Here is a 25,671-nt window from a genome sequence, read left to right as displayed (position 1 = left end):
GGATGGGACGACGCATTCTCGGACAACGACGCGGTCGCGGTACATCGACGTTCCGCGCCCCGTCGCACCGATACAAGGCGAAGCTCGACCACAAGAAGGCAGAAGACGACGACGTCGTTCGCGGGACGATCGTGGATATCGAACACGATCCAGCGCGATCGGCACCCGTCGCCGCCATCGAGTTCGAGGACGGCGAACAGCGGCTCGTCCTCGCGCCCGAAGGCGTCACCGTCGGCGAGGAGATCCAGGTCGGCGTCTCCGCGGAGATCAAGCCGGGCAACACGCTTCCGCTCGCGGAGATCCCCGAAGGGGTCCCGATCTGTAACGTCGAAGCGAACCCGGGCGACGGCGGCAAGTTCGCTCGTGCGTCGGGTGTCAACGCGGACCTGATCACCCACGACCGCAACGCCGCGGTCGTCCAGCTTCCAAGCGGCGAGGTCAAGCGCCTCGATCCGCAGTGTCGTGCCACCATCGGCGTCGTCGCCGGCGGCGGCCGCACGGAGAAGCCGATGGTCAAAGCAGGCAACAAGCACCACAAGATGAAAGCTCGGGGTACCAAGTGGCCCCGCGTCCGCGGTGTCGCGATGAACGCCGTCGACCACCCGTTCGGTGGCGGCGGCCGACAGCACCCCGGCAAACCGAAATCCGTCTCGCGGAACGCTCCGCCGGGACGGAAGGTCGGTGACATCTCCTCCCGGCGAACCGGCCGAGGTGGGAACAAATGAGTCAGGAGTACCGAACCGGCCGCGAAGGTGAGTTCACCTATCGTGGCTACACGCTCGAGGAGCTGCAGGAGATGGAGCTCGAAGAAGTCGCGGAACTGCTGCCCGCACGAAAGCGGCGAAGTATCCAGCGCGGCCTCTCCGTCGAGAAGCAGAAGCTTCTCGAGGAGGCACGCGAGAAAGGCGAGGAAGAGACCGCGAACGCGCCGATCCGGACTCACCTGCGGGATATGCCGATCCTGCCGGAGTTCGTTGGCCTGACCTTCGAGGTCTACGACGGCCAGTCGTTCGAGCGCGTCCGGATCGAACCCGAGATGATCGGACACTATCTCGGCGAGTTCCAGCTGACCCGCAAGTCCGTCGAACACGGACAGGCGGGGATCGGCGCGACTCGCTCGTCGAAGTTCGTCCCACTGAAGTGATCAACGTATGGGAATCAACTACTCAGTCGACGCCGACCCGGATACGACCGCGAAAGCGATGCTCCGGGAGCGTCACATGAGCCACAAGCACAGCAAGGAGGTCGCCCGCGAACTCAAGGGCCGAACGGTCGGCGACGCGCAGGCGTACCTGCAGGACGTAATCGACGAGAAACAGTCGGTGCCGTTCAAGTCCCACAACGCCGGTGCCGGACACCGGTCCGACGTCGACGGATGGGACGCCGGTAAGTACCCCGAGAAGGTCTCGGAAGCGTTCCTCGACCTGCTCGAAAACGTCGAGTCCAACGCCGACCACCAGGGTTTCGACGGCGAGTCGATGGAGATCGTCCACGTCGCCGCCCACAAGGTCGGCGAATCGATGGGACGCAAGCCCCGCGCGATGGGGCGTGCCTCGGCCTGGAATACGCCCCAGGTCGACGTCGAAATCGTGGTCGAAGAGACCGACGAAGAGGGTGATAGCTAATGGCTGACGAACAACAGTTCATCGAAAACGGCCTGCAGCGGTCACAGATCGACGAGTTCTTCGCTGAAGAACTCGGCCGCGCAGGCTACGGTGGCATGGACGTCGCCAAGACGCCGATGGGAACCCAGATCGTCCTCAAGGCCGAGAAGCCGGGGATGGTCATCGGCAAAGGCGGCGAGAACATCCGGAAGGTAACGACCGCGCTCGAGGAGAAGTTCGACCTCGAGGATCCCCAGATCGACGTACAGGAGGTCGACGAACCCGACCTCAACGCACGGATCGTGGCGGATCGACTCGCGAACGCCTTGGAGCGTGGCTGGTACTTCCGAAAGGCCGGTCACACGACGATCGACCGGATCATGGAAGCCGGCGCACTCGGTGCCGAGATCGTCCTCTCGGGGAAGGTCACGGGCGCGCGATCGCGCGTCGAGAAGTTCAACCGGGGCTACATCAAGCACAACGGCGAACCCGCAGAGGAGATCGTCGACGAAGGCCAGGCGACGGCCGTCATGAAACTCGGCACGATCGGCGTCACGGTGAAGATCATCCCGCCGAACGCCGAACTGCCAGACGACTTCCGAATCCACGACGACGTCGATCCCGAGGAGCTCGTCCCCGAGGCCGTCGAGGCCAACGAGGCCGAAGGCGTCGACGAACTGCTCGAGGGTGAACCCGAAGCGGCCGATGTCGACGCCGATGCCGACGAGCCGGCCGCCGAAGCCCCCGACGAAGGCGAGGCCGAGGAGGTCGTCGAGGAAGTCGTCGAATCGGACGCCGAGGCCGACGAGGAGTTCGAGGAAGTCGAGGTCCCCGGAGACGAGGGCGTCGAAGAGGAACTCGAGGAACTCGAGGAAGACGTCGAAGCCGAAGCCGAAGAACTCGTCGCGGAGATGGAAGACGAGGACGAGGATGACGACGGAGGTGACGCCTGATGGCGATCCTGCACACCGAGGAGATCCGCGACATGACGCCTGCCGAACGGCAGGAGGAACTCGAGGAACTCGAGACGGAACTGCTGAACGCAAAGTCCGTCCTCGCAGCCGGTGGGGCCCCGGAGAACCCGGGCCGTATCGGCGAACTGGGCCGGACGATCGCGCGGATCAAGACGATCCAGCGCGAGGAAGGCGATCTCGAGGACGAAGACGAACAGTAATACACAAATGGCACTGACACCCGAGACTCTGCCGCGACACGAACTCAACGGCCTGCCCGTCCGCGTCGTCGAGAGCGACGACGCCTCGCGGGTGGGGCTTGAGGGGCGGGTCGTCATCGAGACGACAAACACCCTCTCTATCGAGGTTCGCGAAAACGGCGAGTCTCGGGTCGTCATGGTGCCGAAATCGGGCTCGACGTTCGAGTTCGCGATCACAGATGACGCCGCCGACCCCGCCAAGGGGTCGGGGACCGCGTCCGAACTGGCCGATTCCCAACCCTCGGCCGCCGGCAACGGCGACGAGGAACGAGCCGGCGGCGACGCCGCCGGCTGTCGTGACGATGATCCCTCGCGGGATCACCGTCACGCTGCCGGCGAGGACGTGGCCTACGTTACGGTCGATGGATCGCGACTGCTCTCACGACCCGCCCGACGAACGGAAACGACTGGTGATTCACCATGGCAATAGGACTAGACGTTGAAACCCCTCCGGAACCCGAAAACCCGGAGGAATACGACTACGAGAAGTGTCCGTTCTACGGCGACCTTCCCGTTCGAGGCCAGGTCCTCGAAGGAACCGTCGTCTCGACGGACATGGACAAGACCGTAGTCGTCGAGCGAGAGTACGACGTAGCGGTCCCGAAATACGACCGCTACATGAAGCGACGCTCGCGCATCCCGGCACACGTGCCGGGCGTGCTCGAGCCGCTCTCGGTCGGTGACACGGTCAAGATCGCAGAGACCCGACCACTGTCGAAGACCAAATCGCACGTGGTCGTCGAAGTAACCGAAGAAGCGACCGTGGAGGACGTCGCCGAACTGACACGCGAAGCGGAGCCCGAACGGGAACTTTCGGGCGGCGACGTTACCGAGGGAGCCGAACCCGAAGCAACCGAGGGTGATCGGTGATGGAGGCAATGAAAGCCGACGTCACGCAGGGCCTCAAGAAGGGGTCGCTGGTCACGTGTGCCGACAACACCGGCGCGCGTGAACTGAAGGTCATCAGCGTCTCGGGATACCACGGCACCAAGAACCGCCAGCCGAAGGCGGGACTCGGTGACAAAGTCACGGTCTCCGTGACCAAGGGTACCCCCGAGATGCGCCGTCAGGTCCTCGAGGCCGTCATCGTCCGCCAGCGCAAATCGATCCGCCGGCCGGACGGGACGCGGCTGAAGTTCGAGGACAACGCGGCGGTCATCATCGACGAGAACGAAGAGCCCCGCGGAACCGAGATCAAGGGGCCGATCGCCCGCGAAGTCGCAGAGCGCTTCGGAGCAATCGCCTCTACCGCGACGATGATCGTATAGAACCATGAGCAAGCAACCCCACAAACAGCGAACGCAGACCGAGCGTGCGCCGCTGCACAAGCGACAGAAGCAGCTTCACGCGACGCTCTCCGAGGAGCTCCGGGAGGAGTACGACACGCGCCGAACCCGCGTCAACGCGGGGGATACCGTCGAGATCATGCGCGGCGACCACGCCGGCGAAGAGGGCGAGGTCGTTCGCGCCATCCTCGAGGACGGCGTCGTTCACGTCGAGGACGTGACCGTCGAGACGGCCGACGGCGAAGAGGTGCCCCGGCCGCTTGACCCGTCGAACATCCGTATCACGGAGCTCGACCTCGAGGACGAGCGTCGCGAGGCACGCCTCGAAGGTGATAACGAATGACGAAACACCAGAAACGACTGTCAGTACCGAAGTCCTGGCCGGTCGAGCGCAAGACCGACGTCTTCACGGTGAAAGCCGACGCCGGTCCCCACGGCGAGGACGGCGTTCCGCTCGTCGTCCTCCTTCGTGACGTGCTCGGCTACGTCGACTCGAAGAAGGAAGCGCGATACGCCCTCTCCGAGGACGCGATCCTCGTCAACGGGACGCCGATCAACGACGAGCAACGTCCGATCGGGATGTTCGACATTATCGCGTTCCCCGGTCGCGAGGAGTATTACCGCGTCTTCCCCGACGAGGGCGGTCGGCTCGCGCTGACCGAGATCGACGGGGCTGCAGCCGACAGCCGCCTCGGAAAGATCGAGAAGAAACAACACGTCACCGGCGGCGACGTCCAGTTGACGCTGCACGACGGGACGAACGTCATCGTCGACGACGAGTACGAGACGAACGACTCGATCGTCATCGACAACGAGGACAAGTCGATCGTCGCTCACTTCCCCTACGAGGAAGGGGCGCTCGTGACGGCCGTCCGTGGCAACCACGGCGGCAAGATCGGCGAGATCGACGACATCGAAGTCACCTACGGCAGCGGTTCGAACACCGTCACCGTCTCGACGGACGACGGCGAGTTCGAGACCGTCGAGGAGTACGTCGTCGTGATCGACGAGAACTTCACGGGTGGTGACGAATGAGCGAAGCCGAAGCCGACTTCCACGAGATGCGCGAACCGCGCGTCGAGAAAGTCGTCGTCCACATGGGCGTCGGTCAGGGTGGTCGCGAACTCGGTAAAGCCGAAGACATCATCGAGGAGATCACCGGTCAGGAAAGCGTCCGTACGCAGGCGAAACGGACCGAACCGGACTTCGGGATCCGTCAGGGCGATCCGATCGGCACGAAGGTCACCCTTCGTGGCGAGGACGCGTCCGACTTCCTCGAGAAGTCCCTGCCGCTTGCGGAGCTTTCGAAAAGGCAGTTCGACGATACGGGGAACTTCAGCTTCGGCGTCGAGGAACACACCGAGTTCCCGAGCCAGGAGTACGACCCGAACGTCGGGATCTACGGGCTGGACGTCACCGTCAACCTGGTGCGTCCGGGCTACCGCGTCTCCAAGCGAGACAAAGCGACCCGTCCGATCCCGTCGCGACACCGACTCACCCCCGAGGACGCCATCGCGTTCCTCGAGGCGAACTTCGACGTAACCGTCGAGGAGACTGACGATGAGTGAAAGCGAAACCGACCACGAAACCGAAGCCAACCGCACGGGCGAGCACGCGGCAAAGCGCACCGGCCAGATCGAGGAGTGCCAGCGCTGTGGTCGCAAACAGGGACTCGTCGGCAAGTACGACATCAACCTCTGTCGGCAGTGCTTCCGCGAGATCGCCCGTGACATGGGATTCAAGAAGTATCGATAATATGACTGGAAACGATCCACTCAGCAACGCGCTCTCGGGACTCGACAACGCCGAGAGCGTGGGACATCTCACGCACGAGGTAACGCCCGCCTCGAACGAGATCGGCAGCGTACTCGAGGTCTTCTACGACCGCGGGTACATCGACGGCTTCGAGTACGTCGACGACGGCAAAGCCGGTCAGTTCGAGGTCGAACTGAAAGGAGCGATCAACGAGTGTGGCCCCGTCAAGCCCCGCTACAGTGCCGGTGCCGACGAGTTCGAGAAGTGGGAGAAGCGTTATCTCCCCGCTCGGGACTTCGGCGCGCTCGTCGTCACGACGAGCAACGGCATCATGAGCCACTACGAGGCTCGCCAGCAGGGTATTGGGGGCCAGGTGATCGCATACGTCTACTAACCATGCGAGTCGAACTGGAAATCCCCGACAACGTAACCGTCGAGAAAGACCACCTCGACGTGACCGTCGATGGACCGGAGGGCAGCGTCACACGACGTCTCTGGTACCCCGACGTGAACGTCGCGGTCGAAGACGACAGCGTGGTAATCGAAAGCGAAGCCGAGGACGCAAAGACCAATGCGACCGTCGGCACCTTCGAGAGCCACCTCGAGAACGCCTTCCACGGCGTGACTGAGGGCTGGGAGTACAAGATGGAAGTCTTCTACTCCCACTTCCCGATGCAGGTCCGCGTGGAAGGCGACGACGTCGTCATCGAGAACTTCCTCGGCGAAAAGGCAGCGCGACGAACGACCATCCACGGTGATACCGATGTCTCCGTCGACGACGAAGTCGTCGTCCTCTCCGGTCCGGACAAGGAGGACGTCGGCCAGACGGCGGCGGACATCGAGCAGCTGACACGCGTCAGCGGCAAGGACACCCGCATCTTCCAGGACGGGGTCTACATCACCGAGAAACCCGCCACCGGAGGTGCCTGATAGATGGCAGAAGACAACGCGGACGAGCCACAGGAGCTCGAGGACATCAGCGGCGTCGGCGCAAGCAAGGCAGAAGCGCTGCGCGAGGCCGGTTTCGAGTCCATCGAGGACGTCAAGGAGGCCGACCAGGACGACCTGGCGGAGGCCGACGGCGTCGGAAACGCACTCGCGGCCCGCATCAAGGCCGACGTCGGCGATCTCGAGGTCACCGAAGAGACCGAAGCCGAGATCGAAGACGAAGGCGTCGAAGAAGAAGCGGAGCCGGAGGAAGACGTCGAGACGGAGCTTCGGCCACGCGGGCTGACCGAGAAGACGCCCGAGCTGACTGACGACGAGGAGCGTCTGCTCCAGCGGCGTCGTTCCGTCGGCAAGCCGCAGTTCAACCGTCAGGATTACCACAAGAAAAAGCGGACGCCGGAATCGTGGCGCCGCCCACGCGGTACGCTGTCCAAACAGCGCAAGGGCGTCAAGGGCAAGGGTCCGAAAGTGCAGGCCGGTTTCCGGTCGCCGACCGAAGTCCGGGGCAAACACCCCAGTGGCTTCGAGGAGGTCTACGTCGAGAACACCGACGATCTCGACGGCGTCGACGGCGACCGCGAGGCGGTCCGTATCGCTTCCTCGGTCGGCGCTCGCAAACGCGAGCGGATCGAGGAGCTCGCCGAATCGGAGGGCATTCGCGTCCTGAACCCGACCTACGAAGAAGTCGAGGTGGAATCCAATGACTGATCTTTCCGCACAGAAGCGACTCGCAGCCGACGTCCTCGACGTCGGCGAAAACCGCGTCTGGCTCGATCCCGACGCGCAGGGAGACATCGCCGAGGCGATCACCCGCGACGAGATCCGCGAACTCGTCGAGGAGGGTCGCATTCAGGCCGACGAGCCCTCGGGCAACTCCCGCGGCCGCGCCCGCGAGCGCAACGCGAAACGCGCCTACGGCCACCAGAAGGGGCCGGGCAAGCGACGCGGCAAGAAGGGCGCACGCCAGAACGAGAAAGACGAATGGCAGAACAAGATTCGCGCACAGCGACGGAAGCTGCGTGAACTCCGCGACAAGGGCGAGATCACGCCCACGCAGTACCGCGAGCTCTACAAGAAGGCTGGCGGTGGGGAGTTCCGTAGCGTCCGGTACCTGTTGAACTACATCGACGAGAACTACGGTGACCAATAATGGCGACAGGACCACGATACAAGGTGCCGATGCGGCGTCGCCGTGAGGTCCGGACGGACTACCACCAGAGGTTGCGCCTGCTGAAATCGGGCAAGCCACGCCTGGTTGCTCGCAAGAGCAACAAGCACACCACGGCGCAGCTGATCACTCCCGGACCTCAGGGAGACGAGACGCTCGCGAGCGCACACTCGAGCGATCTCGAGGAGTACGGCTGGGAAGCCCCCACGAGCAACATTTCCGCGGCGTACCTGACCGGCCTGCTGGCCGGCACGCGGGCCGTCGAGGCCGGCATCGAGGAAGCGGTTCTCGACATCGGCCTCAACACGGCCACGCCCGGAAACAAGGTGTTCGCGGTACAGGAAGGGGCGATCGACGCCGGCCTCGAGATCCCGCACAACGACGAGGTGCTCGCGGACTGGTCGCGTACCCGCGGCGAACACGTCGCCGAGTACGCCGAACAGTTAGACGAGCCGCTGTACAGCGGTGACTTCGACGCAACGGACCTACCAGAACACTTCGACGACGTACGAGAGGCGATCCTCGAATGAGCGCAAACGACTACAACGACGACGGTTGGCAGCCCGTCACCCGTCTCGGCCGGAAGGTTCAGGAGGGCGACATCGATACGATGGAGGACGCCCTGAGCTCGGGACTTCCGCTGAAGGAACCCGAGATCGTCGACCAGCTCCTCCCGGGGCTGGACGACGAAGTGCTGGACATCAACATGGTCCAGCGGATGACCGACTCCGGACGCCGCGTGAAGTTCCGATGTGTCGTCGTCGTGGGCAACCGCGACGGTTACATCGGCTACGCGGAAGGCCGGGACGATCAGGTCGGGTCTGCCATCCAGAAGGCGATCGGTATCGCGAAGCTAAACATCATCGAGGTCCCGCGTGGCTCCGGGTCGTGGGAGGACCGCTCGGATCGGCCCCACTCGCTGACCCGACGGACCAACGGCAAAGCCGGCTCCGTCGAGGTCGAGGTTATCCCCGCGCCGGAAGGGCTCGGACTGGCCGCAAGCGACACCGTTCGCGCGGTGCTCGAGCTGGCCGGTATCGAAAACGCCTGGACCAAGAGTCACGGCAACACTCGAACGACCGTGAACCTCGCGAAAGCGACGTTCAACGCGCTCGAGAACGCATCGCAGTCGCGCCATCCACAGCGCCGGACGACTCGCGACGAAGCCGAGGTGACTGAGTGATGAAGGCAATCGTGCAGGTCCGTGGCGAAGTCAACCGCCAGCAGGACGTTCAGGACACCCTGCAGATGCTCAACATCCACAGCGTCAACCACTGTGTGCTGGTCCCCGAGACCGACACCTACGAGGGGATGATCACCAAGGTCAACGACTACGTCGCCCACGGCGAACCCAGTTCGGACGTGCTCGCGACGGTGCTCGCACAGCGTGCGGAACCCCTCGAAGGGGATCAGTCGGACGTCGACGAGGAGTGGCTCGCCGACAACACCGACTACGACGACTTCGACGCGCTTGCCGACGCGCTGCTGGCCGAGGAAACGACGCTTCGCGACGTGGGGCTGTCCCCGACGCTGCGATTGCACCCGCCCCGCGGCGGTCACGATGGCATCAAGAAGCCGACAGCCGAGGGAGGGCAACTCGGAAAGCATACAACAGAGCAGATTAACGACCTGCTAGAATCGATGCGATAACCATGACGAGTAAAAAACGACGCCAGCGCGGATCGCGAACGCACAGCGGCGGCTCGCACAAGAACCGACGCGGTGCGGGTCACCGCGGTGGTCGTGGCCGCGCCGGGCGGAGCAAACACGAGTTCCACAACTACGAACCGAAGGGCAAACACGGCTTCAAGCGACCGCAGGACATCCGAGAGGACGTCGCGGAGATCGACGTCCAGAAGCTCGACGAGGATGCGATCCTCTACGTCGCGGAAGACGTTGCCGAGGAGACCGACGACGGCTACCGCCTCGACGCTCGCGATATCGTCGAGGACGGTCACGAAGTCGACGTCGTCAAAGTCCTCGGCTCCGGTCAGGTCCGAAACGCCCTCGAGGTAACGGCGGACGCGTTCTCCGAGACGGCACGCGAGAAACTCGAGGCTGCCGGCGGTGAGGCAGTCCTCTCCGAACGTGCACAGGAGGACGAAGCCGACACCGAATCCGAACAGGACGAGGAGTAACATATGGGATGGAAGGAAGCCGCTGAACCGGTCTTAACGCGGATGCCCACAGTGCGCCGACCGGAGGGGCACGTCCCCTTCAAGCGCAAGCTGGCGTGGACGGCCGGCATCCTCGTGTTGTACTTCTTCCTGACGAACATCACCCTGCTCGGCGTGGAAACCGGGCAGACATCCGACCTCTTCGGCGAGTTCCGTGCGATCCTCGCCGGTGAGCATCGGTCGGTGTTACAGGTCGGTATCGGCCCCATCGTCACGGCAAGCATCGTTATGCAGTTGCTCGGTGGTGCGGACCTGCTCGGGCTCGACACGGACGACCCGCGGGATCAGGTCCTCTACCAGGGACTGCAGAAGCTGCTCGTCTTCGTCATGACGGCGTTGACCGCGCTTCCGATGGTGTTCGCCAGCGGCTTCCTGCCAGCCCAGTCGTCGTTGACGCTCGGCGGGTTCACCTTCGATCAGACGCAGGTCCAGCTGCTGATGTTCCTCCAGATCTTCATTGGCGGTGCGCTCGTCCTCTATATGGACGAGGTCGTCAGTAAGTGGGGGGTCGGCAGCGGGATCGGCCTGTTCATCATCGCCGGGATCAGCCAGCGTCTCGTGACTGGGTTCATCCAGCCCACGGAGGGAGGATTCTTCTACGACTGGTACCGAATCCTCACCGGGCAGGTGGAGGTCGGGTCGCTCGTCACCAGTGATGGGTTGACCACCCTGTTGCTTCAGGACGGCCATCTCATCGCCCTACTCACGACGCTGCTGATCTTCGGAATCGTCGTGTACGCGGAATCCGTCCGGGTGGAGATCCCGCTCAGCCACGCCCGCGTCAAGGGTGCTCGCGGCCGCTTCCCCGTGAAGCTCATCTACGCGAGCGTCCTGCCGATGATCCTCGTTCGGGCAGTGCAGGCGAACGTCCAGTTCCTGGGCCAGATCCTCTATCGACAGCTGGGCAACGATATGCCCAGCTGGCTCGGGCAGTACAATCCACGGGGGCAACCCGTCAGTGGGTTCTTCTACTACGTCGCGCCCATCTACTCGCCGCAAGATTGGATGTGGTGGACCGGGAACGTCTCACAGGAGACCTGGATGGTGTTGATCCGTATCGCCGTCGACCTCTCGTTCATGATCGTCGGTGGCGCGGTCTTCGCCATCTTCTGGGTCGAGACGACGAACATGGGTCCGGAAGCGACCGCAAAGCAGATCCAAAACTCGGGGATGCAGATCCCCGGCTTCCGACAGAACGTCGGCGTTATCGAGAAGGTCATGGAGCGGTACATCCCGCAGGTGACCGTCATCGGTGGCGCACTCGTCGGTCTGCTCGCCGTCTGGGCTAACATGCTCGGCACCATCGGGACCGTCTCCGGGACGGGACTGCTGCTTGCCGTCTCCATCACCTACAAGCTCTACGAGGAAATCGCGGAAGAGCAGATGATGGAGATGCACCCGATGATGCGCCAGATGTTCGGCAAGGAGTAGCGGACCGAGACGCCGTTTCGTTTTTTATCTCTCGTTGCGCTCCTCGCGTCGCACGAAGGTGTCGAACGGCTGCGGTATCGCCGAGCGTCCGAGCTCACAGCAGCCGCTGGACACGGTCCCGTTCGTAGAACTCGAGGCTTCGTGTGTCGGCGTAGCCGTCCCTGTAGACCGCTCGAAGCTCCACGAACCCGAACGGAAGTAGCGATGCGAGGGTCATGACGACGAGCCCGACGTTCGTCAACCAGAAGGCTCCGCGGAATCAGATCGGTTCCCACGCCGCTTCGGGGTGACGACCTGTAGGATGCACGTTCGATGTCCCGCTTGCTAACCTCCTCGAGCACGCGACCGAGAGGACGGTCCGGGTTGACATCTAACTCGGCGCAAAACCGTGCGTGGGCCGCCGTGATCGCAACGGTGCTCCGGTCGTTTACGTTCGAGGATGCCCGCTCGCACGCCCTCGGGTCCGAAGCCGGCCCAGCCGGCCAGTCACGGTCGTATCGTCGCAGGAACGCCTCGAGCGCCCGGCTACAGCGACCGTCACCGTGGCGTCGGCCGTTCGCGGCGATCGTTTTCGATACCGGTGGTCTTCAGGTCGTCGACAACCCGCTGGACGAGTCGGTCACTGCCCTCGCGTTGATCGTTGCTGCCTCGATCGAGCGCTTCGGTTGCCCGTCAAGCGGCAGCGCAACTGGCCCGCGCCGACATCGCGTATGTTTCGACGCCCGTCTCGAGACGATCAGTCACGGAATCGATCCGCCGACGGTCGAAACCGTTCCGGGAGTCGCTACCGGACAGGACATTTCTGCTCCTCATGGCAGATCGTACATCCGCTCGTATCCCTAGCCGGCTCGACGGGAGTCCGTAATAGTACAGGCGTCACTTGCAGGGGAGCTCCGACCGCCCATCAGGTGTAAAAACTGTAGCGAAGCGATTCGGTGGCCGCTTTGAGCGATCGATTCCGGGGACCGGCGGCGAAACGTCGGAAGGCGTTACGACCGCCGCGCCAGCAGTGCCGTCAGTACGACGGCGACCGAAACGAGCGCAGTACCGATACCGTATCCGGGAAGTCCGTCCGAGGAGGACTCCGTGGCCGTGTGTTCGATACCGAGGTACTCACTGGCTTCGGCAGTGTCGACCTCGGGGAACTCGGTGTCGGCGTCCCATTCGCCGGCCTCGTGGACCGTCGTCTCGTCGGAGACGAAGTCGAGGTGTTCGATGTCGGCTTTGCTCGCCGAACCGGTCTCAACGTCGAGATCCTCGACGTGGACGTACACCGTCGACGTTCCGTCCTCGGTCTCGCTGGCGATGCTGGAGATCCCGACTGCGTTCTCGGGACCGACCTTCTCGAGCAGTTCGCCCATGTTCTCGAACTTCGCGCCGCCTTCGACCGTCACCGTGCCGTCCTCGAATTCGATGTCGGTCCGTGCGAGTTCGAGATCGGACTGTTCGAGGGCGACGATGAAGTCGGCCGCATCAGTCGTATCCGCGGGGTTCTGTCGGAGCGACTCGGTCATGCTCTCGAGTGCCTGGTCGATGAGTTCCTCCTGCTGGATTTCGAACTCGCCGTCGAGAACGATCTCGTCGTTTTCGGTAGTGACCTGAAGGTCGAAGGTCATGTCTTGACCGGTCTCGACGCCGCGTTGTTCGAGTTCATCGACGTATGCCTGCCAGTTCTCAGTGGAACTGCTGACGTCGGCGGTGATCTGGGTCTTCTGATCGGGCGTCTGCCCGGCCCGACCGGACCACTCGATCGTCGTTCGGAGGTCCGCAGCGTTCTGTGCCTCGAACATGGCCTGAACGTCATCGAGTTCCTCGTCGGAGACCCACTCGGTCGTGGTTTCGTCCGACTGGACGACCTCGATCATCGCGAGGACGGCGTCGTCGTAGTTCGTCAACTCGACCTCCCAGTCGGCCTCGACCGATCCGCCGTCGCTGATCATCGAGAACTCGAAGGTCTCGAGTTCGATCTCGCTGACGGAGGCACCGATCTCTCGGGCCTGTTCGTCGGTCAGATCGAGTTCGGGATCGTTCGCCAGCTCGTCGGTGACGGTTCGTTCGATTCCGTCCTCGATCCCGGTGTACGTGACGGTCACGTCGAGTTCGAGATCGTACTGTCCGTCGTCGCGCTCATCGAACGAGTAGTGTTCGATGGTGATTTCGCTCTCACCGCCGAGGTCGTCCGCAATGGAGCCGAACTCGTCGTCGAGAGTCTGCTCTGCGGCCTCGCGGGTTTCCCAGCGGTCTTTCGACCAGCCGTTGACGATCTTCGTTCTGGTCACGTCAAGTTCGTATCCCTCGGCGGAGTCATCGAGGGATGCCACGAACCGCTCTTCTCCGTTCTGTCCTGCAGCAACGCCGGATTCGTAGGCAAGAGTGCCAGTCGTCCCGAACGTATCCGACGTGGCGTATATCTCGCCGTCCGTCGTGACTGCTGTCGAACCGAGCGTCTGGTCTTCGAACGTGGTCTGGAACGTCGCGTCGAACTCGTTTACCTCGTCGGAGGACTCGCCGGAGATGTCCACCGAGAGATCCTCGAGATCACTCGGTTGGTCGGCGTTCAACGAGGCTTCCCCCGAAAAACTGCCTTCGTCGAGGAGGGCGGTCGCGTTCCCCTCGATCCCCTCGGCCCCTTCGTCGAGTTCGTCGACGATCAGCAGGTGTGCCAGCCCTTCGCTGACGTCGACGCCGATCTGCATCTCGTTCAGGTCGGTGTCGTCCTCGTAGGCGAGGACGGCACTTCCGTCGTCTTTGAGATAGACGTCGTCTGCCGGATCGAGTTCGTTTTCGGCCGCTGCAACGGAGTCATACGACGAGAGCTCGTACTCTGCGTCGGTCTCAGCACCATCTACAGTCGACGTCCCGGCGAACATAACGCCGAACGACGCTGTAGCGAGCATCCCGACAAGGAGGACACTTACGAGCGCACCACGGCTGATGCCTCGTAATCTGTCTGTCGGTTTTCTTTCACCCATGTGTTACTGTACTAGCTTCTCACATATAAATGTTCTAATTACAAATGGTTCCGTCGCCTAGTGCAGGACGGACGAAACGGATCGGAGCCCGCCGCTACTGGGTCGACGAGCCCCAGCAGAAGTGTGAAAGTACCGGAGGGCGGACAGAATCGGGACCGGGAAATCGGGTTACTGGATCGAGTATCCGGCGGCGATTGTCAGCAGGAACACCATAAAGACGGCCGATGCCATCATGTACGTGAGCGACCGCGGCTCTTCGATCAGATGCTGGTAGTAGCCGGCGATCAACGACGACTTGATGATTGCAAGAATGATCGTCCCACCAATAGCCATCTGGTACGTAAAGACCTGGTCGAAGTGGAAGAAGACGAACTTCCCCGTCCCTAACGCTAACAGTGCGACGTAGATGAGGGCGTACGTTCGAATGTCAGCCATTGGTATCGAATGTGAGCGACGGCTACTTATACCTTCCTCATACGAGTAGCCTGAGACGACTGAAACGACACGTAGATGGGTCCCCAGTGCGATTATCCAGCAATGAATCGACGTTCGGCTCTCGTCCGCCGGACCGGTATCGTGATCGCGTTCGTCGTGGCGTTGCTGTCGGCTGGGGCCGGTATCGTCGCGGCGAGTAACGCCGCCGTTGGACTTTCCGGTTCGAGTGGCAACGTGACGGTCCCCACGTGGCTCTATCTCGCCACCGGTGGGGGTGTCGTCGGCGCGTCGGCGCTCGTGACGATGCTCGTTACCGATCGGACGATCATCGACGCGTTTCACGACGATGCGGTCGGCTTCCCGATGCAACGTCTGCAGGACGTCGGCTCGCTCCTGCTCGGGACACTCGGCGTCGTCGCTCTCGTGTTCGTGATCGCCGTCGGTCTCGTCGGCCCACAGATCGGTAACTTCAGCGCGGCAGTGCTGGTGACGTTCGTCGGCGGGCGCGCCCTGTTGACGATCGGGGCGTATACCATCGGGAATCCGTGGCCGGCCCTGAATCCCTGGCGGCGGATCGCGACGGTGCTTCCGAACGGATACGCACGCTATCCCTCGTGGCTCGGTTCTTGGCCCGCGGTTGCCGCACTCCTCGTATTGCTCTGGCTCGAGATCGTCGCGCCGCTTAGCAGTTCGCCGCGCGTGCTCGCGCTCGTGGTCCTCGCCTACACGGTCGGAACGCTCGCCGCTGCGGTCGTGTTTACGCCCGAGACGTGGTTCAAGAGGGGCGATCCGATCTCGGCGTGGTTTCGGCTCTACGGTGCGGTTGCGCCGATCCAGCGCACCGCGGACGGCCTCGAGTTCCGGTATCCGGGGGCGAAGCTCAGCGAGGACGACATCGTCACCGAGTCCGCGACGGTCGCGGTCGTGCTCCTGTTGGTCTGGGAGCTGACTTACAGCGGTTTCATCGTCACGGAGCCGGGCGTCCGGACCGTCGAAACGCTGGTCGGTATCGGGTTCCCGCCGAGCCTCGTCTACCTCGGGCTGCTTCTCGCCGGGTTCGGGCTCTTCTGGAAGGTGTACTGGGTCGCCGCATCACGGGCACGAGATCAGGCGGAGACGTACCTCTCTGAGCGGTACATCGCGCTTCGGTTCGCGCCGTCGCTGCTTGCCATCGCGGCCGGGTACCACTTCGCCCACTACGCCGGGTTCGCGATCTCGCTGTGGCCCTCGTTGCTGGATACCCTCGTTGCCCCGCTGAACCCGCCCGCGAACCCGACCCAGTACGCGCTCACGTCGTGGTTCGGCTACGTCGAAATCGCCGGTGTCTTGCTCGGTCACGTGGTTGCGGTCTGGATCGCTCACACCGTCTCGTTCGAACTGTTTCCCGGCAAACTCCAGGCCATTCGAAGCCAGTATCCGTTCATCATCGTGATGGTGTTCTTTACGATGGTGAGCCTCTATCTCGTCTCGCTGCCGTCGATGGGCGCACTGTACGTTCCTGACTGAACCGCCGGTCGGCCGTTTCGACGGCATCGCTGCTGATCCGCCCCGACACGGCTGCTGGCCGCTGGGTCGTCGGGGGATCGGTAAACACTTCATCGCTGCAGTACAACTCGAGACTACGGAGATGTCCGTCGATCGAATCACCGAGGGCAGATACGACGTGCCGGACGACGAGGTGCCGGCCACGAGTTGTCCCTACTGCGGTCGTCCGTTCCGATCCGAGCAGTACGCGACCTTTCACGTCGGACTCGCCCATCCCGACGAGTGTTCGGACGACGAACTGGCGGCGTTCGACGAGGAACGCGACGACGAGGAGTACGATCTCCTCACCTTCCATCTCAAAGCGGCGGTCTCCGTCTTTCTGGTGTATTTCATGTTCACCTTCCTCTATGCGCTTGTCTGGGCAGGGTAACGTCCTCGACCCGTGATCGTTTCCACGACCGATCACCGCTCCAGAACCTCTTTATTCGATGACTTTCCAGTACACGTATCATGGCCGGTTGCCGCTTGCCGTCACGATCACTCGTCGTCATCGTCTCCTGTCTCCTGATTACGTGTACCCTGTCGCCGATCGCTGTCGCGACTCCGTACTCCGACGGGAGTGGGGCGGTAACCGACGATACCCCCGAAAGCATCGTAATCGACGACTCGCTGCCCGATTCGGGCGATCCGATCGGGGTCGTCGTTCGACTCGAAGACCCTGCGATCGATCGAACGGACGACCACGACGAACCGGTGCCAGCGCGTCTCGAGACTCACGCCGACGACACGCAGGAACCGGTACTCGAGTACGCAGCGGCGACCGACGGGATCACGGTCGAATCGGAGCTCTGGTTAACGAATGCCGTGGTGCTCGAGGTCGATCCCGACCGGGTCGACTTCGAGACGTTCGAGCGGTTCGATGCAGTCGAGGCGGTCCACGAGAACTTCGAGGTCGATGTCCCAGCGATATCGGCGGGCGAGAGCGCCACGACGGGAGCGATCGCAGCGGGTTCCAACCGAACCCCAGAGCCGACGACGCCGGGAGTCGACATGGTGAACGCACCCGCCGTCTGGGACGAGTACGACACCTGCGGTGACGGCGTTCGCGTCGCGGTCCTCGATACCGGTATCGACGCCGACCACCCCGATATCGACCTTTTCACCGACGATCCGACCGATCCGACCTATCCCGGCGGCTGGGCTGCCTTCGACGAAACCGGCGGGGCCATCCACGGCGCTGTCCCACACGACACCGACGGGCACGGGACTCACGTCAGCGGGACGGTCGCCGGCGGCGCTGCAAGCGGCCCCGCGATCGGCGTCGCCCCAGACGTCGACCTTCTCCACGGACGCGTTCTCGACGAGAACGGCGGGACCTTTGCACAGCTCGTCGCCGGCATGGAGTGGGCACTCGAGGAAGACGCCGACGTGCTCAGTATGAGCCTCGGTTCGACCGGTGCCCACGCACAGCTGATCGAGCCGGTTCGCAACGTCCGGGCAAGCGGCGTCGTCGTCGTCGCGGCGGTCGGGAACGAAGGACCGGAAACGTCGGATTCGCCCGGCAACATCTACGAGTCGATCAGCGTCGGAGCAGTGACTGACGCTGGAGCGGTCGCACCGTTTTCCGGCGGCGAACGGCTCGAGCGATCCGACTGGCGGACCGTTCCGTCGACGTGGCCGGACTCGTACGTCGTTCCGGACGTCGTTGCCCCGGGCGTTGCGATCGAAAGCGCCGTTCCGGGCGGCGGATACGCACGGATGCCGGGCACTTCGATGGCGACGCCACACGTCACAGGGACGGCCGCCTTGCTGTTGTCGATCGATCCGACCGCCTCCCCGGCGGAAATCGAAGCCGCGCTCTCGGAGACGGCCCGAAGGCCGACCGGCGAGGATCTCGAGCCGGATTCCCGCTACGGACACGGAATCGTCGACGCGAACGCCGCAGCCGACGCACTCGTCGCTGACGACAGCGGTCAGGACTCGAGGACGGTGGCCGCCGAAACCGGCGATGAATCGACGGGAAGCGGCTCCGGTGAGTGGTCGGTGACGGACGCCGTCTTCGCGATCGCCCTCGCTGGCCTCGTTGCGGCCCTCGCCGCGGCGATCCGGGAATGGAACGACAGTCACTGACGAACGGTCGACGTACCGCTCGTATCGTTTTACGTTGGGCCTGAAAAGGGTCGCAACCGGATCAGGCCACGCGGTCGGCCTCGAGTGTTCCGAAAACGGCTCCCAGAACCGGCTCCGGATCCGTCACGCTCGAGCCAAAGCAGCAACGCTCCTGTCGTGAGAGCGGTGAAAACGGAACCTCGAACCGAAACGACGTAGCGGAGAGCCGCTACATCAGGTAGAACAGCGGGAACAGGAAGACCCAGACGATGTCGACGAAGTGCCAGTAGAGGCCGAAGAACTCCACCGGCCGGTGATCCTCGAGGTAGGCGTCGACGGTGAAGATCCGGTAGACCATGAAGCCGGCGACGAGCAGCCCGAGGATCACGTGCAGGGCGTGGAGTCCGGTCGTCACGAAGTACAGCGAGTACTTCATCTCCGAGAACCAGTAGACGCCGTGAGCGAACTCCTCGGACCACTCCCAGGCCTTCACGCCGAGGAACACGAACCCGAGCAGGAGCGTCGCGAGCATGGTCCCGAGCAGCCCCTTCTTGTTCTTGCGTTCGGCCATCACCAGTGCGAGGATGACGGTGAAACTCGAGGTCAGCAGGACGTAGGTGTTGAAGAGCCCGGCCATGCTCGACGGCGGCACGGGTTCCCAGGTCCCCCAGCCGGCGTGGATGCGTGCGAAGATGTAGGCCCCGATAGCGGCTCCGAAGACAACGACGTCCGACGCCAGGAAGAACCAGACGCCGAGTTTCGTCGTTCCGACGCCGCCGAACGGCCACCGTTCGGCGATGGCCATCTCGGGGACGTTGAACTCCTCGCGACCGAAGCTAAACAGCGCGACCGCCATCATCGCGAGACCGAGCACGGTCAGGGCCGGATACATGACGTTCGGCTCCGCGGAGGTCCCGATTACATCGTGACCACGCGCTTCGGCGAATTCAATGATATACGGCGTAATACCCGTCAGCCCGAGGAAGAACACGAAGGTGCCCACGCCGATTCCGAACGGCCAGATGCTTGCGTGGTCGGCGTGTTCCTCTTCGTGGGTGACCGTCGCTTCGGCGGTCGTTCCCTGGCCGTGTGCGACGCCGCCGTCGGTCGCGGCCCCCGAGTCATCGACGAACTCGAGGTGACCGCTAGCGTAGCTCGGCCGACCGCTCCAGTTCTCGAGCGGCGGCGGCGAGGGGATCGACCACTCGGCAGTGCGGGAGAACTCCCACGGGTTGTCGGGGGCGTCCGGGCCCGCAACGAAGCTGTGGATGAACGTCGCGAACATGATCAGGAACGACGCGCCGAGGGTAAACGCCCCGACCGTCGCGATCTGGTGGTAGATCTGGATCTCCTCGGGGAAATGGAAGACACGGCGTGGCGTCTCCCAGGCGAGGAACATCGGGAAGTACAGCAGGTTAAACCCGATGAAGTAGACGGCGAAGTTGAGTTTGCCGAGCGTCTCCGAGTACATCTTCCCGGAGATTTTCGGCCACCAGTAGTACAGGCCCGCGATCAACGCGGTGACACCCGAGACCATCACGTAGTGGAAGTGCGCGACGACCCAGTAGGTGCCACGGAACTCGTAGTCGAGCACGACGGCACCGAGGAAAACCCCGGTGATACCGCCGAGGATGAACAGGACAAGTGCGCCGAGGCTAAACAGGAACGGCGTCGTAAACCGGACCCGTCCCTTGACCATCGTGTAGATCAGCGCGAAGACCATCAGGTCGAACGGCAGCGAGATGCCGATGGTCGTCGCCATGAACAGCGTTTTGATTTCCAGGTTGATGGTCGTCAGGAACATGTGGTGCATCCAGACGAGGAACGACTGGACGGCCACGAGCACCATCGCGATGATGACCCACTTCCGACCGACGAGCCGCCGGCCACAGAAGGTCTGGAACGTCTCGAACATGACGCCCAGTGCGGGGAAGAAGACGATGTACACCTCCGGATGGCCGAAGAACCAGAACAGGTGCGCCCACAGCAGGCCCGAGCCCTGGTCGGTCGCGAAGTACTGCGTAAGGAGGATGCGGTCGGCCGACAGCAACAGCAACGCAGCCAGCAGTGCTGCGAAGGCAAACAGCATCATCCAGACGGTCAACAGCCACGACCAGGTAAACATCGGCATGTTCCAGAGGCCGAGTCCCTCCGCACGCGAACGGTGGATGGTCGTGAGGAAGTTCACCGTCCCGATCGTAATCGAGATGACGAACAGCACCAACCCGAGGATCGTCGCGTTTCCGCCGGTCGTCGCTTCCATCGCCGGGTGGTACATCGGCACGTTCAGCGGCGCGTACATCGTCCACCCGCCGGCGAAGGAACTACCCTGGAAGAACGACACGATGAGCAGGATCCCCGAGAAGAGGTAGAACCAGTAACTCAGAGCATTGAGCCGGGGGAACGCCAGATCTTTTGCGCCGATCTGCAGCGGGACGAAGTAGTTCGCAAAGCCGGCTGCGAACGGCGACAGGAACCAGAAGACCATCAACAGCCCGTGGGTCGTGACGGCCTGGTTGAACTGTTCCCCTTGAAGGAGACCCGTTCCGCCCGGTACCCACAGGTGGGCACGGAACACGAGCGCCATGACGCCACCAAGCAGGAGGAAAAACAGCGCCGTCGCCAGATAGAGGATCCCCACGTCCTTGTGGTTGGTCGTAACGAGCCAGCGCTTGACCGTGTTCATCGGCGGGAGCTCACTCATTCGCTTTCACCTCCAGTTTCGGTTTCGGTTCCCTCGTCGGTGGCGTCCTCGCCACCGTCGGTCGATTCGGTGTCCGTGGTTTCGGTTTCGTCATCGGTATCATCTCCGCCCGAACTCGCGAGTTCGTAGGTTTCGTCTACGGGTCCGGTGAAGTCGATGGTGTCCTCGGTCTCTTCGAACTGACCGTCGGTCGGCGTAATCGTCACGTTGTACGATCCACCTTGCTCGATATCACCGATCGTGATCGACCCGTTTTCGAACTCGTCGTCGGTGTACGTGAAGCTGAGGTCCTCGTCGAACTGATCGTTGTTCTGGTGGTCGAGCGAGAGTTCGAAGCCGTCAGTGACGCGTTCACCGTTCTCGTCTTCCAGCGTGATCGTCATCGTGAGCTGTTCGTCCATCCACTCCTCGAACTGCTCTTGCTCGAGAACGGTCACGTCGGACGTCATGCCGGAGTGTCCGGGACCACACAGCTCGTAACACTGGGCAGTGTGATTGCCGGGTTCGTCCGCGACGAACCAGGTTTCGTCGTACTCTCCGGGGATCGCGTCGGCTTTCACCCGCAAGTCGGGTATCCCGAACGAGTGCCAAACGTCTAGGGACGTCGTCTCGACCCAGATCGGCGTATCAGCGGGAACGACCAGCCCTTCGCCGAGGGAGTCGGTTTCGACGCCGTTCTCGTAGTTGAAGTTCCAGCCGAACGCCCACCCTTCGACTTCCACTTCGAGTCCGTCTTCGGGGCTTTCCGCCGGGCCGTCCTCGACGTACAGCAACATCCCGTACGTCCAGACGACCAGCGAAATGACGATGATGGCACTCAGTCCGAACGAGAGGAACAATTTCTTTCCGCCCTGTCCGCCTGTCGGTAGTTCCCCGAGCGTCGGCAGATCTTCGTCGGCTTTCCGATCGCCGTGATCACGGTACTTGTACGCGTTGTACAGCGTGTACGTGATCACGACGACACCGACGAGCGTCCCGAGTGCGAGGAAGACGAGGAAAATCTCCTCGAACACGTCGACACGCGTCTGCTGTAACGGCATCGGGTTCATAAGTGCGCTGAAGATTGTATTCACCTCTTTTGAAGGCCGCTTATATGTCGGACGATGGTTGCCGGGGGCACTTATCTATTTGGAAACCGGCCGACAGCCCGTCGCTCGTCGACCGTCGTGTCGGTACCGTTTGCGTTCGTCGCCCCGTTTGCTCGGTCCTCTCCGTTCTGTTGGGTTCCGTCCTCTTTTTTCTATCGCTAATCCACACCGGTTATTATCGAAAAAAGCGACCATCACGGGAAACGGGGGGTATATCCGAACCAGTTCGGGTCGTAATCGAACGTTACCCCGCAAATCGGACCGTCGATCCCGGTCCGACCGTCGTGGTTTCGCTCTCGCGCGCCTGTGCGCTATGCGGTCAGTTCCGATCGGGACCCCATCGGCGGAACGTTCTCTACCTTCGGTCCCGAAGCGGACGTCTGCCAGAAGAAGTGCTCTTCGAGTTCGAGCGGCGACTGGACCGAACCGAGATCGCGGACTACTTTCGGACCGTCGCCGACAGCATCGAGGGCGGCGAGGCGATCACGCTCCGTGCAGCAGACGAGTCCGTGACGCTGACTCCCCCGACGGCCGACCTTCGAGATTACGGCCGAACGGGAAACCTCGAGCGAGGGCGACCCGCGCGAACTCAGCGTCGAGTTCGAGCTCGAGTGGGTGGAAGGAGAGACCAGATCCGAGAACGGGGAGCTCCGGATCGAGTAGGTTCGGCGCGTCGTCGAACGGCTACACTTCGACGGCCCAGACGCGGAATCCCTCGGGGAGTCCGTAGACGCGACGAAACACCGCGTCGAGACACTGTGCGATCCGGTTGGGGTCCGCTTTCGCGCTCACGCGGACGTTAACGCCGTCGGTATCGTCGGGACGCGTTACCTCGTCGATCTTGAACGCGGGGAACTCCTCGAGCAGCGACTTGAGTTCCGCCAGTTCCGCGTCGGTGCAATCGAGATTGATCGTCCCGTCGCCGAACTGGAGCCACGGGACGCCCAGTTCCGGATCGGGTGCCTCCGTGGCCGCCAGTTCCTCGCCGTCGACCTCGAGCGTCAGGAAGCCGCTCCCGCGTTCGCGGTGGGCTGTGATGGCATCGACGTACAGTTTTCGGCGCTCCGTCGGATCCGCTGCGTCGAAGCGGGTCATACGGAAACGGATGTGGCCGTTTCTTTAAGCCTTTATGTGCCGGCCCTGAACGGTGACGTATGGCACAGCCACGAATCCTGATTCTGGGTGCTCCCGGCGCTGGGAAGGGGACCCAGAGCGCGAACATCGTCGAGGAGTTCGATGTCGAGCACGTCACCACGGGCGACGCCTTGCGATCGAACAAGGAGATGGACATCTCCGACATGGACACGGAGTACGATACCCCCGGCGAGTATATGGACAAGGGTGAACTCGTTCCGGACGAGGTCGTCAACGCCATCGTCGATGAGGCCCTTTCGCAGGCCGACGGCTTCGTCCTCGACGGCTACCCGCGGAACCTCGAGCAGGCCGAAGAACTCGAGGGGATGACGGATCTCGACGTCGTCCTTTATCTCGATGTCAGCGAGGAAGAACTCGTCCACCGGCTGACCGGTCGCCGTCTCGATCCCGAGACCGGCGAAATCTACCACGTCGAGTACAACCCGCCGGAGGACCCCGAGGTCGAGGACCGACTCGAACAGCGCGAGGACGATACGGAAGAAACCGTCCGGGAACGACTGCGAGTCTACCGGGAGAACACGGAACCAGTCATCGACTACTACGACGACCGCGGGGAACTCGAGCTGATCGACGGCGAACGGGCCCCAAACGAGGTCTGGGACGACGTGAAGGCGACGATCGAGGACGCGGCGTAACGGACGTCAGTTGTTTTTGACCGTCACCTCGTGGCGAGCGACGTTGAGGTAGGTGAGCTGTGGCGGGAGTTCGTAACTATCGGGATACAGGTCGATATCGTTGTTCTCGAGGGACGTATCGTACTCGAAATCGACCGAAGCCGAGTGGACGTACGCGGACGACGCGATGAGTGCCCCATCGAACTCCACGTTCGCTTGCATACACACCTGTTCGGAACAGCCCGGATCGAACACCGCGTTCGGGGTATCTCCCCACGTTTCGTCGCGGGGAGCGTAGATCGTTCCCTCGAAAGAGGACGTTTGAATCCCAATGTGAGTTTCCGAGGTCCCGTATAGCTGTAACTGTGCCGCGGTACCGTCATCGACGGAGACGTTTCCGTTGTGAAGGTCAACGTGACCGGTCGTATAGATCTTCAGTTCGTGGTCCGTCCCGTCCGTGTCGGCATAGACGTCGCCGTCGATGGTGATATTGTCGTCGACGATCAGCGTCGAGTTTCCGTCCGAAACGTCGAACGTGAGTTCGTCATCGTCTTCGATATGTAACTCGTCCGACTGCCAGTACGTCCCGTTGTCCGCGACGGTCCCGTCCGTCGTCGGCAGCGGGTCATATGCCATCGAACCGTCCTCGATATCATCGATCATCTCCGCAATTACCTCGTCGAGTTCCGGCATCGATCCCTTCTTGATGTCGCCGTCCTCGACGTCGGCGTTCTCGAAATCGTCGAAGTTCTCGGAGATGAGAATGCCGTCTTCGAAGGCTTCCTCGATCTCGAGATAACCGACCCGTACCTTGAGGGTCCGGTTGTCGTGGTCGACGGATTGGACGACAGTATCGCCCGCCTGAGTTCGGAAGTACGACTCCCAGCCGCGGTAGTAGTCGCTCTCGATCGTGATCGTCACGCTCTCGTTTTCGACGACGTTGGCTTCCTGATACGTCTTCGTCTCTCTGTGGCTGATGAATACGTTTCCGGAACCGAGCTTTTGCTTGCCGCTGACGGTCACGACAGGGAGCGTGAGGGTTTCGGTGGCTGTGTCGTAGTATATCGGCGGCGACGAGACGAGTTGTGTCTCGTTCCCGGTCTCTCGGAAGACGGTTCCCGCCTGATAGGCAAGCACTGTCCCGTCGCTGCTCTCGTACTCGATCGTTCCGATCGTGAGATCGATGTCGTTTTCGAGAGCAGCCGAAGTAACGTTGACTGAGCCGGTATTCTTCCGGACGACCGCCCCGTCCTGACCGATCTCGAGGTTCATCGCCCGCGACGTGTCGTCGTTCGACGAGGCCGTCGCCATCTGTTGTCCCAGTTCGACGAACGCGTTTTCGACACGGTCCTGTTCGGACTGCTGTTCGATACTGGTGATCGTCTCCCCGGCAACGAGAACGATCCCGACGCTGATGGTTGCGACCATTCCGATCAACAACACGAGACCCAGCATAGCCGACTGAGCCCGGGCCGTCGATCCGGCAGGAGTATCACCGCGTCGTCTACTCATGGCCGGAAGATATTC

At 62.6% G+C, this 25,671-nt stretch carries 32 protein-coding genes and 1 pseudogene; 26 read left to right on the top strand and 7 right to left on the bottom strand.

Features of this window, described 5'->3' with window-relative positions; translation table 11 throughout:
* The first annotated feature begins 2 nt into the window (after positions 1 to 2).
* From TX80_RS17850 to secY, 21 genes are read left to right on the top strand one after another with little or no spacing between them, the layout of a single operon-like run.
* Positions 3 to 725, top strand: a complete 723-nt coding sequence (locus TX80_RS17850; protein ID WP_049924674.1) for a 50S ribosomal protein L2 — start codon at positions 3 to 5, stop codon at positions 723 to 725.
* Positions 722 to 1,144 carry a 30S ribosomal protein S19 gene (locus TX80_RS17845; RefSeq protein ID WP_049924673.1) on the top strand — a complete coding sequence of 141 codons (423 nt, stop codon included), beginning with the start codon at positions 722 to 724 and terminating at the stop codon, positions 1,142 to 1,144. The genes TX80_RS17850 and TX80_RS17845 overlap by 4 nt, the downstream gene beginning before the upstream one ends.
* Before the next feature lie 7 nt (positions 1,145 to 1,151).
* Positions 1,152 to 1,625, top strand: a complete 474-nt coding sequence (locus TX80_RS17840; RefSeq protein WP_049924671.1) for a 50S ribosomal protein L22 — start codon at positions 1,152 to 1,154, stop codon at positions 1,623 to 1,625.
* Complete coding sequence (locus TX80_RS17835; RefSeq protein WP_049924670.1) at positions 1,625 to 2,557, top strand: 30S ribosomal protein S3; 933 nt, start codon at positions 1,625 to 1,627, stop codon at positions 2,555 to 2,557. Before TX80_RS17840 ends, TX80_RS17835 begins: the two co-directional genes overlap by 1 nt.
* On the top strand, positions 2,557 to 2,778 hold the full coding sequence (gene rpmC / locus TX80_RS17830; protein ID WP_049924669.1) for a 50S ribosomal protein L29: 222 nt from the start codon (positions 2,557 to 2,559) through the stop codon (positions 2,776 to 2,778). The genes TX80_RS17835 and rpmC overlap by 1 nt, the downstream gene beginning before the upstream one ends.
* 7 nt (positions 2,779 to 2,785) lie before the next feature.
* Positions 2,786 to 3,247, top strand: coding sequence for a ribonuclease P protein component 1 (locus TX80_RS17825; RefSeq protein WP_049924668.1), 462 nt, complete (start codon positions 2,786 to 2,788; stop codon positions 3,245 to 3,247).
* Positions 3,238 to 3,687, top strand: coding sequence for a 30S ribosomal protein S17 (locus TX80_RS17820; RefSeq protein WP_049924667.1), 450 nt, complete (start codon positions 3,238 to 3,240; stop codon positions 3,685 to 3,687). The genes TX80_RS17825 and TX80_RS17820 overlap by 10 nt, the downstream gene beginning before the upstream one ends.
* Positions 3,687 to 4,085 (top strand): 50S ribosomal protein L14, encoded by a 399-nt coding sequence (locus TX80_RS17815; protein ID WP_004213668.1) that lies wholly within the window; start codon positions 3,687 to 3,689, stop codon positions 4,083 to 4,085. Before TX80_RS17820 ends, TX80_RS17815 begins: the two co-directional genes overlap by 1 nt.
* Before the next feature lie 4 nt (positions 4,086 to 4,089).
* Positions 4,090 to 4,446 carry a 50S ribosomal protein L24 gene (rplX, locus tag TX80_RS17810; RefSeq protein WP_049924666.1) on the top strand — a complete coding sequence of 119 codons (357 nt, stop codon included), beginning with the start codon at positions 4,090 to 4,092 and terminating at the stop codon, positions 4,444 to 4,446.
* Positions 4,443 to 5,138, top strand: coding sequence for a 30S ribosomal protein S4e (locus TX80_RS17805; RefSeq protein WP_049924665.1), 696 nt, complete (start codon positions 4,443 to 4,445; stop codon positions 5,136 to 5,138). Before rplX ends, TX80_RS17805 begins: the two co-directional genes overlap by 4 nt.
* Complete coding sequence (locus TX80_RS17800) at positions 5,135 to 5,671, top strand: 50S ribosomal protein L5 (protein ID WP_049924664.1); 537 nt, start codon at positions 5,135 to 5,137, stop codon at positions 5,669 to 5,671. Before TX80_RS17805 ends, TX80_RS17800 begins: the two co-directional genes overlap by 4 nt.
* Positions 5,664 to 5,858, top strand: coding sequence for a 30S ribosomal protein S14 (locus tag TX80_RS17795; RefSeq protein ID WP_049924662.1), 195 nt, complete (start codon positions 5,664 to 5,666; stop codon positions 5,856 to 5,858). Before TX80_RS17800 ends, TX80_RS17795 begins: the two co-directional genes overlap by 8 nt.
* 1 nt (position 5,859) lies before the next feature.
* Positions 5,860 to 6,252 carry a 30S ribosomal protein S8 gene (locus tag TX80_RS17790; protein ID WP_049924661.1) on the top strand — a complete coding sequence of 131 codons (393 nt, stop codon included), beginning with the start codon at positions 5,860 to 5,862 and terminating at the stop codon, positions 6,250 to 6,252.
* A gap of 2 nt (positions 6,253 to 6,254) precedes the next feature.
* Complete coding sequence (locus tag TX80_RS17785; RefSeq protein WP_049924660.1) at positions 6,255 to 6,788, top strand: 50S ribosomal protein L6; 534 nt, start codon at positions 6,255 to 6,257, stop codon at positions 6,786 to 6,788.
* Between the two features lie 3 nt (positions 6,789 to 6,791).
* Positions 6,792 to 7,514 (top strand): 50S ribosomal protein L32e, encoded by a 723-nt coding sequence (locus TX80_RS17780; protein ID WP_049924659.1) that lies wholly within the window; start codon positions 6,792 to 6,794, stop codon positions 7,512 to 7,514.
* A complete protein-coding gene (locus TX80_RS17775) occupies positions 7,507 to 7,956 on the top strand; it encodes a 50S ribosomal protein L19e (RefSeq protein WP_049924657.1) in 450 nt (149 codons plus the stop codon). The genes TX80_RS17780 and TX80_RS17775 overlap by 8 nt, the downstream gene beginning before the upstream one ends.
* Entirely contained in the window at positions 7,956 to 8,504 is a 549-nt protein-coding gene (locus TX80_RS17770; protein ID WP_049924656.1) for a 50S ribosomal protein L18, read from the top strand. Before TX80_RS17775 ends, TX80_RS17770 begins: the two co-directional genes overlap by 1 nt.
* Entirely contained in the window at positions 8,501 to 9,157 is a 657-nt protein-coding gene (locus tag TX80_RS17765) for a 30S ribosomal protein S5 (RefSeq protein WP_049924655.1), read from the top strand. The genes TX80_RS17770 and TX80_RS17765 overlap by 4 nt, the downstream gene beginning before the upstream one ends.
* On the top strand, positions 9,157 to 9,624 hold the full coding sequence (locus tag TX80_RS17760; protein ID WP_049924653.1) for a 50S ribosomal protein L30: 468 nt from the start codon (positions 9,157 to 9,159) through the stop codon (positions 9,622 to 9,624). Before TX80_RS17765 ends, TX80_RS17760 begins: the two co-directional genes overlap by 1 nt.
* Before the next feature lie 2 nt (positions 9,625 to 9,626).
* A complete protein-coding gene (locus TX80_RS17755) occupies positions 9,627 to 10,112 on the top strand; it encodes an uL15m family ribosomal protein (RefSeq protein WP_049924651.1) in 486 nt (161 codons plus the stop codon).
* A gap of 3 nt (positions 10,113 to 10,115) precedes the next feature.
* Complete coding sequence (gene secY, locus TX80_RS17750; protein ID WP_049924650.1) at positions 10,116 to 11,582, top strand: preprotein translocase subunit SecY; 1,467 nt, start codon at positions 10,116 to 10,118, stop codon at positions 11,580 to 11,582.
* Positions 11,583 to 11,676: 94 nt separating this feature from the next.
* Here the strand turns inward: secY and TX80_RS20055 are convergent, their stop codons facing one another.
* The 3 genes from TX80_RS20055 to TX80_RS17735 all read right to left on the bottom strand — a co-directional run bounded on the left by TX80_RS20055 (position 11,677) and on the right by TX80_RS17735 (position 14,989).
* Entirely contained in the window at positions 11,677 to 11,799 is a 123-nt protein-coding gene (locus TX80_RS20055) for a hypothetical protein (RefSeq protein ID WP_268258159.1), read from the bottom strand.
* Positions 11,800 to 12,571: 772 nt separating this feature from the next.
* The gene (locus TX80_RS17740; protein WP_154658702.1) at positions 12,572 to 14,554 is read right to left on the bottom strand and encodes a hypothetical protein; all 1,983 of its coding nucleotides are present in this window, start codon (positions 14,552 to 14,554) and stop codon (positions 12,572 to 12,574) included.
* A gap of 168 nt (positions 14,555 to 14,722) precedes the next feature.
* Positions 14,723 to 14,989 carry a cytochrome C oxidase subunit IV family protein gene (locus TX80_RS17735; protein ID WP_049924647.1) on the bottom strand — a complete coding sequence of 89 codons (267 nt, stop codon included), beginning with the start codon at positions 14,987 to 14,989 and terminating at the stop codon, positions 14,723 to 14,725.
* Between the two features lie 102 nt (positions 14,990 to 15,091).
* Between TX80_RS17735 and TX80_RS17730 the strand changes: the two genes are divergently transcribed.
* The 3 genes from TX80_RS17730 (at position 15,092) to TX80_RS17720 (ending at position 18,604) form a co-directional block, all read left to right on the top strand.
* On the top strand, positions 15,092 to 16,495 hold the full coding sequence (locus TX80_RS17730) for a hypothetical protein (protein WP_049924646.1): 1,404 nt from the start codon (positions 15,092 to 15,094) through the stop codon (positions 16,493 to 16,495).
* Between the two features lie 121 nt (positions 16,496 to 16,616).
* Complete coding sequence (locus TX80_RS17725; protein ID WP_049924645.1) at positions 16,617 to 16,904, top strand: DUF7410 domain-containing protein; 288 nt, start codon at positions 16,617 to 16,619, stop codon at positions 16,902 to 16,904.
* Between the two features lie 80 nt (positions 16,905 to 16,984).
* Positions 16,985 to 18,604: a S8 family serine peptidase gene (locus TX80_RS17720; protein WP_049924644.1), complete on the top strand. Its 1,620-nt coding sequence runs from the start codon at positions 16,985 to 16,987 to the stop codon at positions 18,602 to 18,604.
* Positions 18,605 to 18,812: 208 nt separating this feature from the next.
* Here TX80_RS17720 and TX80_RS17715 read toward each other — a convergent pair whose 3' ends face one another.
* Both TX80_RS17715 and coxB read right to left on the bottom strand, forming a co-directional pair.
* Positions 18,813 to 21,287: a cbb3-type cytochrome c oxidase subunit I gene (locus TX80_RS17715; RefSeq protein ID WP_049924642.1), complete on the bottom strand. Its 2,475-nt coding sequence runs from the start codon at positions 21,285 to 21,287 to the stop codon at positions 18,813 to 18,815.
* Positions 21,284 to 22,327: a cytochrome c oxidase subunit II gene (coxB, locus tag TX80_RS17710; protein WP_394324887.1), complete on the bottom strand. Its 1,044-nt coding sequence runs from the start codon at positions 22,325 to 22,327 to the stop codon at positions 21,284 to 21,286. Before coxB ends, TX80_RS17715 begins: the two co-directional genes overlap by 4 nt.
* A gap of 428 nt (positions 22,328 to 22,755) precedes the next feature.
* On the opposite strand from coxB, the pseudogene TX80_RS18800 reads away from it, so the two are divergent.
* Positions 22,756 to 23,038: pseudogene (locus tag TX80_RS18800) on the top strand (amphi-Trp domain-containing protein).
* Positions 23,039 to 23,059: 21 nt separating this feature from the next.
* Here the strand turns inward: TX80_RS18800 and TX80_RS17705 are convergent.
* A complete protein-coding gene (locus TX80_RS17705; protein WP_049924638.1) occupies positions 23,060 to 23,470 on the bottom strand; it encodes a hypothetical protein in 411 nt (136 codons plus the stop codon).
* Between the two features lie 59 nt (positions 23,471 to 23,529).
* On the opposite strand from TX80_RS17705, the gene TX80_RS17700 reads away from it, so the two are divergent.
* Positions 23,530 to 24,165, top strand: coding sequence for an adenylate kinase (locus TX80_RS17700; RefSeq protein ID WP_049924637.1), 636 nt, complete (start codon positions 23,530 to 23,532; stop codon positions 24,163 to 24,165).
* Positions 24,166 to 24,171: 6 nt separating this feature from the next.
* Here TX80_RS17700 and TX80_RS17695 read toward each other — a convergent pair whose 3' ends face one another.
* Positions 24,172 to 25,656 (bottom strand): DUF7289 family protein, encoded by a 1,485-nt coding sequence (locus tag TX80_RS17695; protein WP_049924636.1) that lies wholly within the window; start codon positions 25,654 to 25,656, stop codon positions 24,172 to 24,174.
* Positions 25,657 to 25,671 lie beyond the last annotated feature (15 nt).

It is taken from the genome of Halopiger djelfimassiliensis, from assembly GCF_000455365.1.
In the GTDB taxonomy this organism is placed as follows: Archaea; Halobacteriota; Halobacteria; order Halobacteriales; family Natrialbaceae; genus Halopiger_B; species Halopiger_B djelfimassiliensis.
This window is presented reverse-complemented; position numbering and strand designations above follow the sequence as displayed.

Bases quoted from the DNA above. Each gene is read 5' to 3' on its own strand.
- TX80_RS17850 (WP_049924674.1), top strand. From the start codon at position 3: ATGGGACGACGCATTCTCGGACAACGACGCGGTCGCGGTACATCGACG.
- TX80_RS17845 (WP_049924673.1), top strand. From the start codon at position 722: ATGAGTCAGGAGTACCGAACCGGCCGCGAAGGTGAGTTCACCTATCGT.
- TX80_RS17840 (WP_049924671.1), top strand. From the start codon at position 1,152: ATGGGAATCAACTACTCAGTCGACGCCGACCCGGATACGACCGCGAAA.
- TX80_RS17835 (WP_049924670.1), top strand. From the start codon at position 1,625: ATGGCTGACGAACAACAGTTCATCGAAAACGGCCTGCAGCGGTCACAG.
- rpmC (WP_049924669.1), top strand. From the start codon at position 2,557: ATGGCGATCCTGCACACCGAGGAGATCCGCGACATGACGCCTGCCGAA.
- TX80_RS17825 (WP_049924668.1), top strand. From the start codon at position 2,786: ATGGCACTGACACCCGAGACTCTGCCGCGACACGAACTCAACGGCCTG.
- TX80_RS17820 (WP_049924667.1), top strand. From the start codon at position 3,238: ATGGCAATAGGACTAGACGTTGAAACCCCTCCGGAACCCGAAAACCCG.
- TX80_RS17815 (WP_004213668.1), top strand. From the start codon at position 3,687: ATGGAGGCAATGAAAGCCGACGTCACGCAGGGCCTCAAGAAGGGGTCG.
- rplX (WP_049924666.1), top strand. From the start codon at position 4,090: ATGAGCAAGCAACCCCACAAACAGCGAACGCAGACCGAGCGTGCGCCG.
- TX80_RS17805 (WP_049924665.1), top strand. From the start codon at position 4,443: ATGACGAAACACCAGAAACGACTGTCAGTACCGAAGTCCTGGCCGGTC.
- TX80_RS17800 (WP_049924664.1), top strand. From the start codon at position 5,135: ATGAGCGAAGCCGAAGCCGACTTCCACGAGATGCGCGAACCGCGCGTC.
- TX80_RS17795 (WP_049924662.1), top strand. From the start codon at position 5,664: ATGAGTGAAAGCGAAACCGACCACGAAACCGAAGCCAACCGCACGGGC.
- TX80_RS17790 (WP_049924661.1), top strand. From the start codon at position 5,860: ATGACTGGAAACGATCCACTCAGCAACGCGCTCTCGGGACTCGACAAC.
- TX80_RS17785 (WP_049924660.1), top strand. From the start codon at position 6,255: ATGCGAGTCGAACTGGAAATCCCCGACAACGTAACCGTCGAGAAAGAC.
- TX80_RS17780 (WP_049924659.1), top strand. From the start codon at position 6,792: ATGGCAGAAGACAACGCGGACGAGCCACAGGAGCTCGAGGACATCAGC.
- TX80_RS17775 (WP_049924657.1), top strand. From the start codon at position 7,507: ATGACTGATCTTTCCGCACAGAAGCGACTCGCAGCCGACGTCCTCGAC.
- TX80_RS17770 (WP_049924656.1), top strand. From the start codon at position 7,956: ATGGCGACAGGACCACGATACAAGGTGCCGATGCGGCGTCGCCGTGAG.
- TX80_RS17765 (WP_049924655.1), top strand. From the start codon at position 8,501: ATGAGCGCAAACGACTACAACGACGACGGTTGGCAGCCCGTCACCCGT.
- TX80_RS17760 (WP_049924653.1), top strand. From the start codon at position 9,157: ATGAAGGCAATCGTGCAGGTCCGTGGCGAAGTCAACCGCCAGCAGGAC.
- TX80_RS17755 (WP_049924651.1), top strand. From the start codon at position 9,627: ATGACGAGTAAAAAACGACGCCAGCGCGGATCGCGAACGCACAGCGGC.
- secY (WP_049924650.1), top strand. From the start codon at position 10,116: ATGGGATGGAAGGAAGCCGCTGAACCGGTCTTAACGCGGATGCCCACA.
- TX80_RS20055 (WP_268258159.1), bottom strand. From the start codon at position 11,799: ATGACCCTCGCATCGCTACTTCCGTTCGGGTTCGTGGAGCTTCGAGCG.
- TX80_RS17740 (WP_154658702.1), bottom strand. From the start codon at position 14,554: ATGGGTGAAAGAAAACCGACAGACAGATTACGAGGCATCAGCCGTGGT.
- TX80_RS17735 (WP_049924647.1), bottom strand. From the start codon at position 14,989: ATGGCTGACATTCGAACGTACGCCCTCATCTACGTCGCACTGTTAGCG.
- TX80_RS17730 (WP_049924646.1), top strand. From the start codon at position 15,092: ATGAATCGACGTTCGGCTCTCGTCCGCCGGACCGGTATCGTGATCGCG.
- TX80_RS17725 (WP_049924645.1), top strand. From the start codon at position 16,617: ATGTCCGTCGATCGAATCACCGAGGGCAGATACGACGTGCCGGACGAC.
- TX80_RS17720 (WP_049924644.1), top strand. From the start codon at position 16,985: ATGGCCGGTTGCCGCTTGCCGTCACGATCACTCGTCGTCATCGTCTCC.
- TX80_RS17715 (WP_049924642.1), bottom strand. From the start codon at position 21,287: ATGAGTGAGCTCCCGCCGATGAACACGGTCAAGCGCTGGCTCGTTACG.
- coxB (WP_394324887.1), bottom strand. From the start codon at position 22,327: ATGCCGTTACAGCAGACGCGTGTCGACGTGTTCGAGGAGATTTTCCTC.
- TX80_RS17705 (WP_049924638.1), bottom strand. From the start codon at position 23,470: ATGACCCGCTTCGACGCAGCGGATCCGACGGAGCGCCGAAAACTGTAC.
- TX80_RS17700 (WP_049924637.1), top strand. From the start codon at position 23,530: ATGGCACAGCCACGAATCCTGATTCTGGGTGCTCCCGGCGCTGGGAAG.
- TX80_RS17695 (WP_049924636.1), bottom strand. From the start codon at position 25,656: ATGAGTAGACGACGCGGTGATACTCCTGCCGGATCGACGGCCCGGGCT.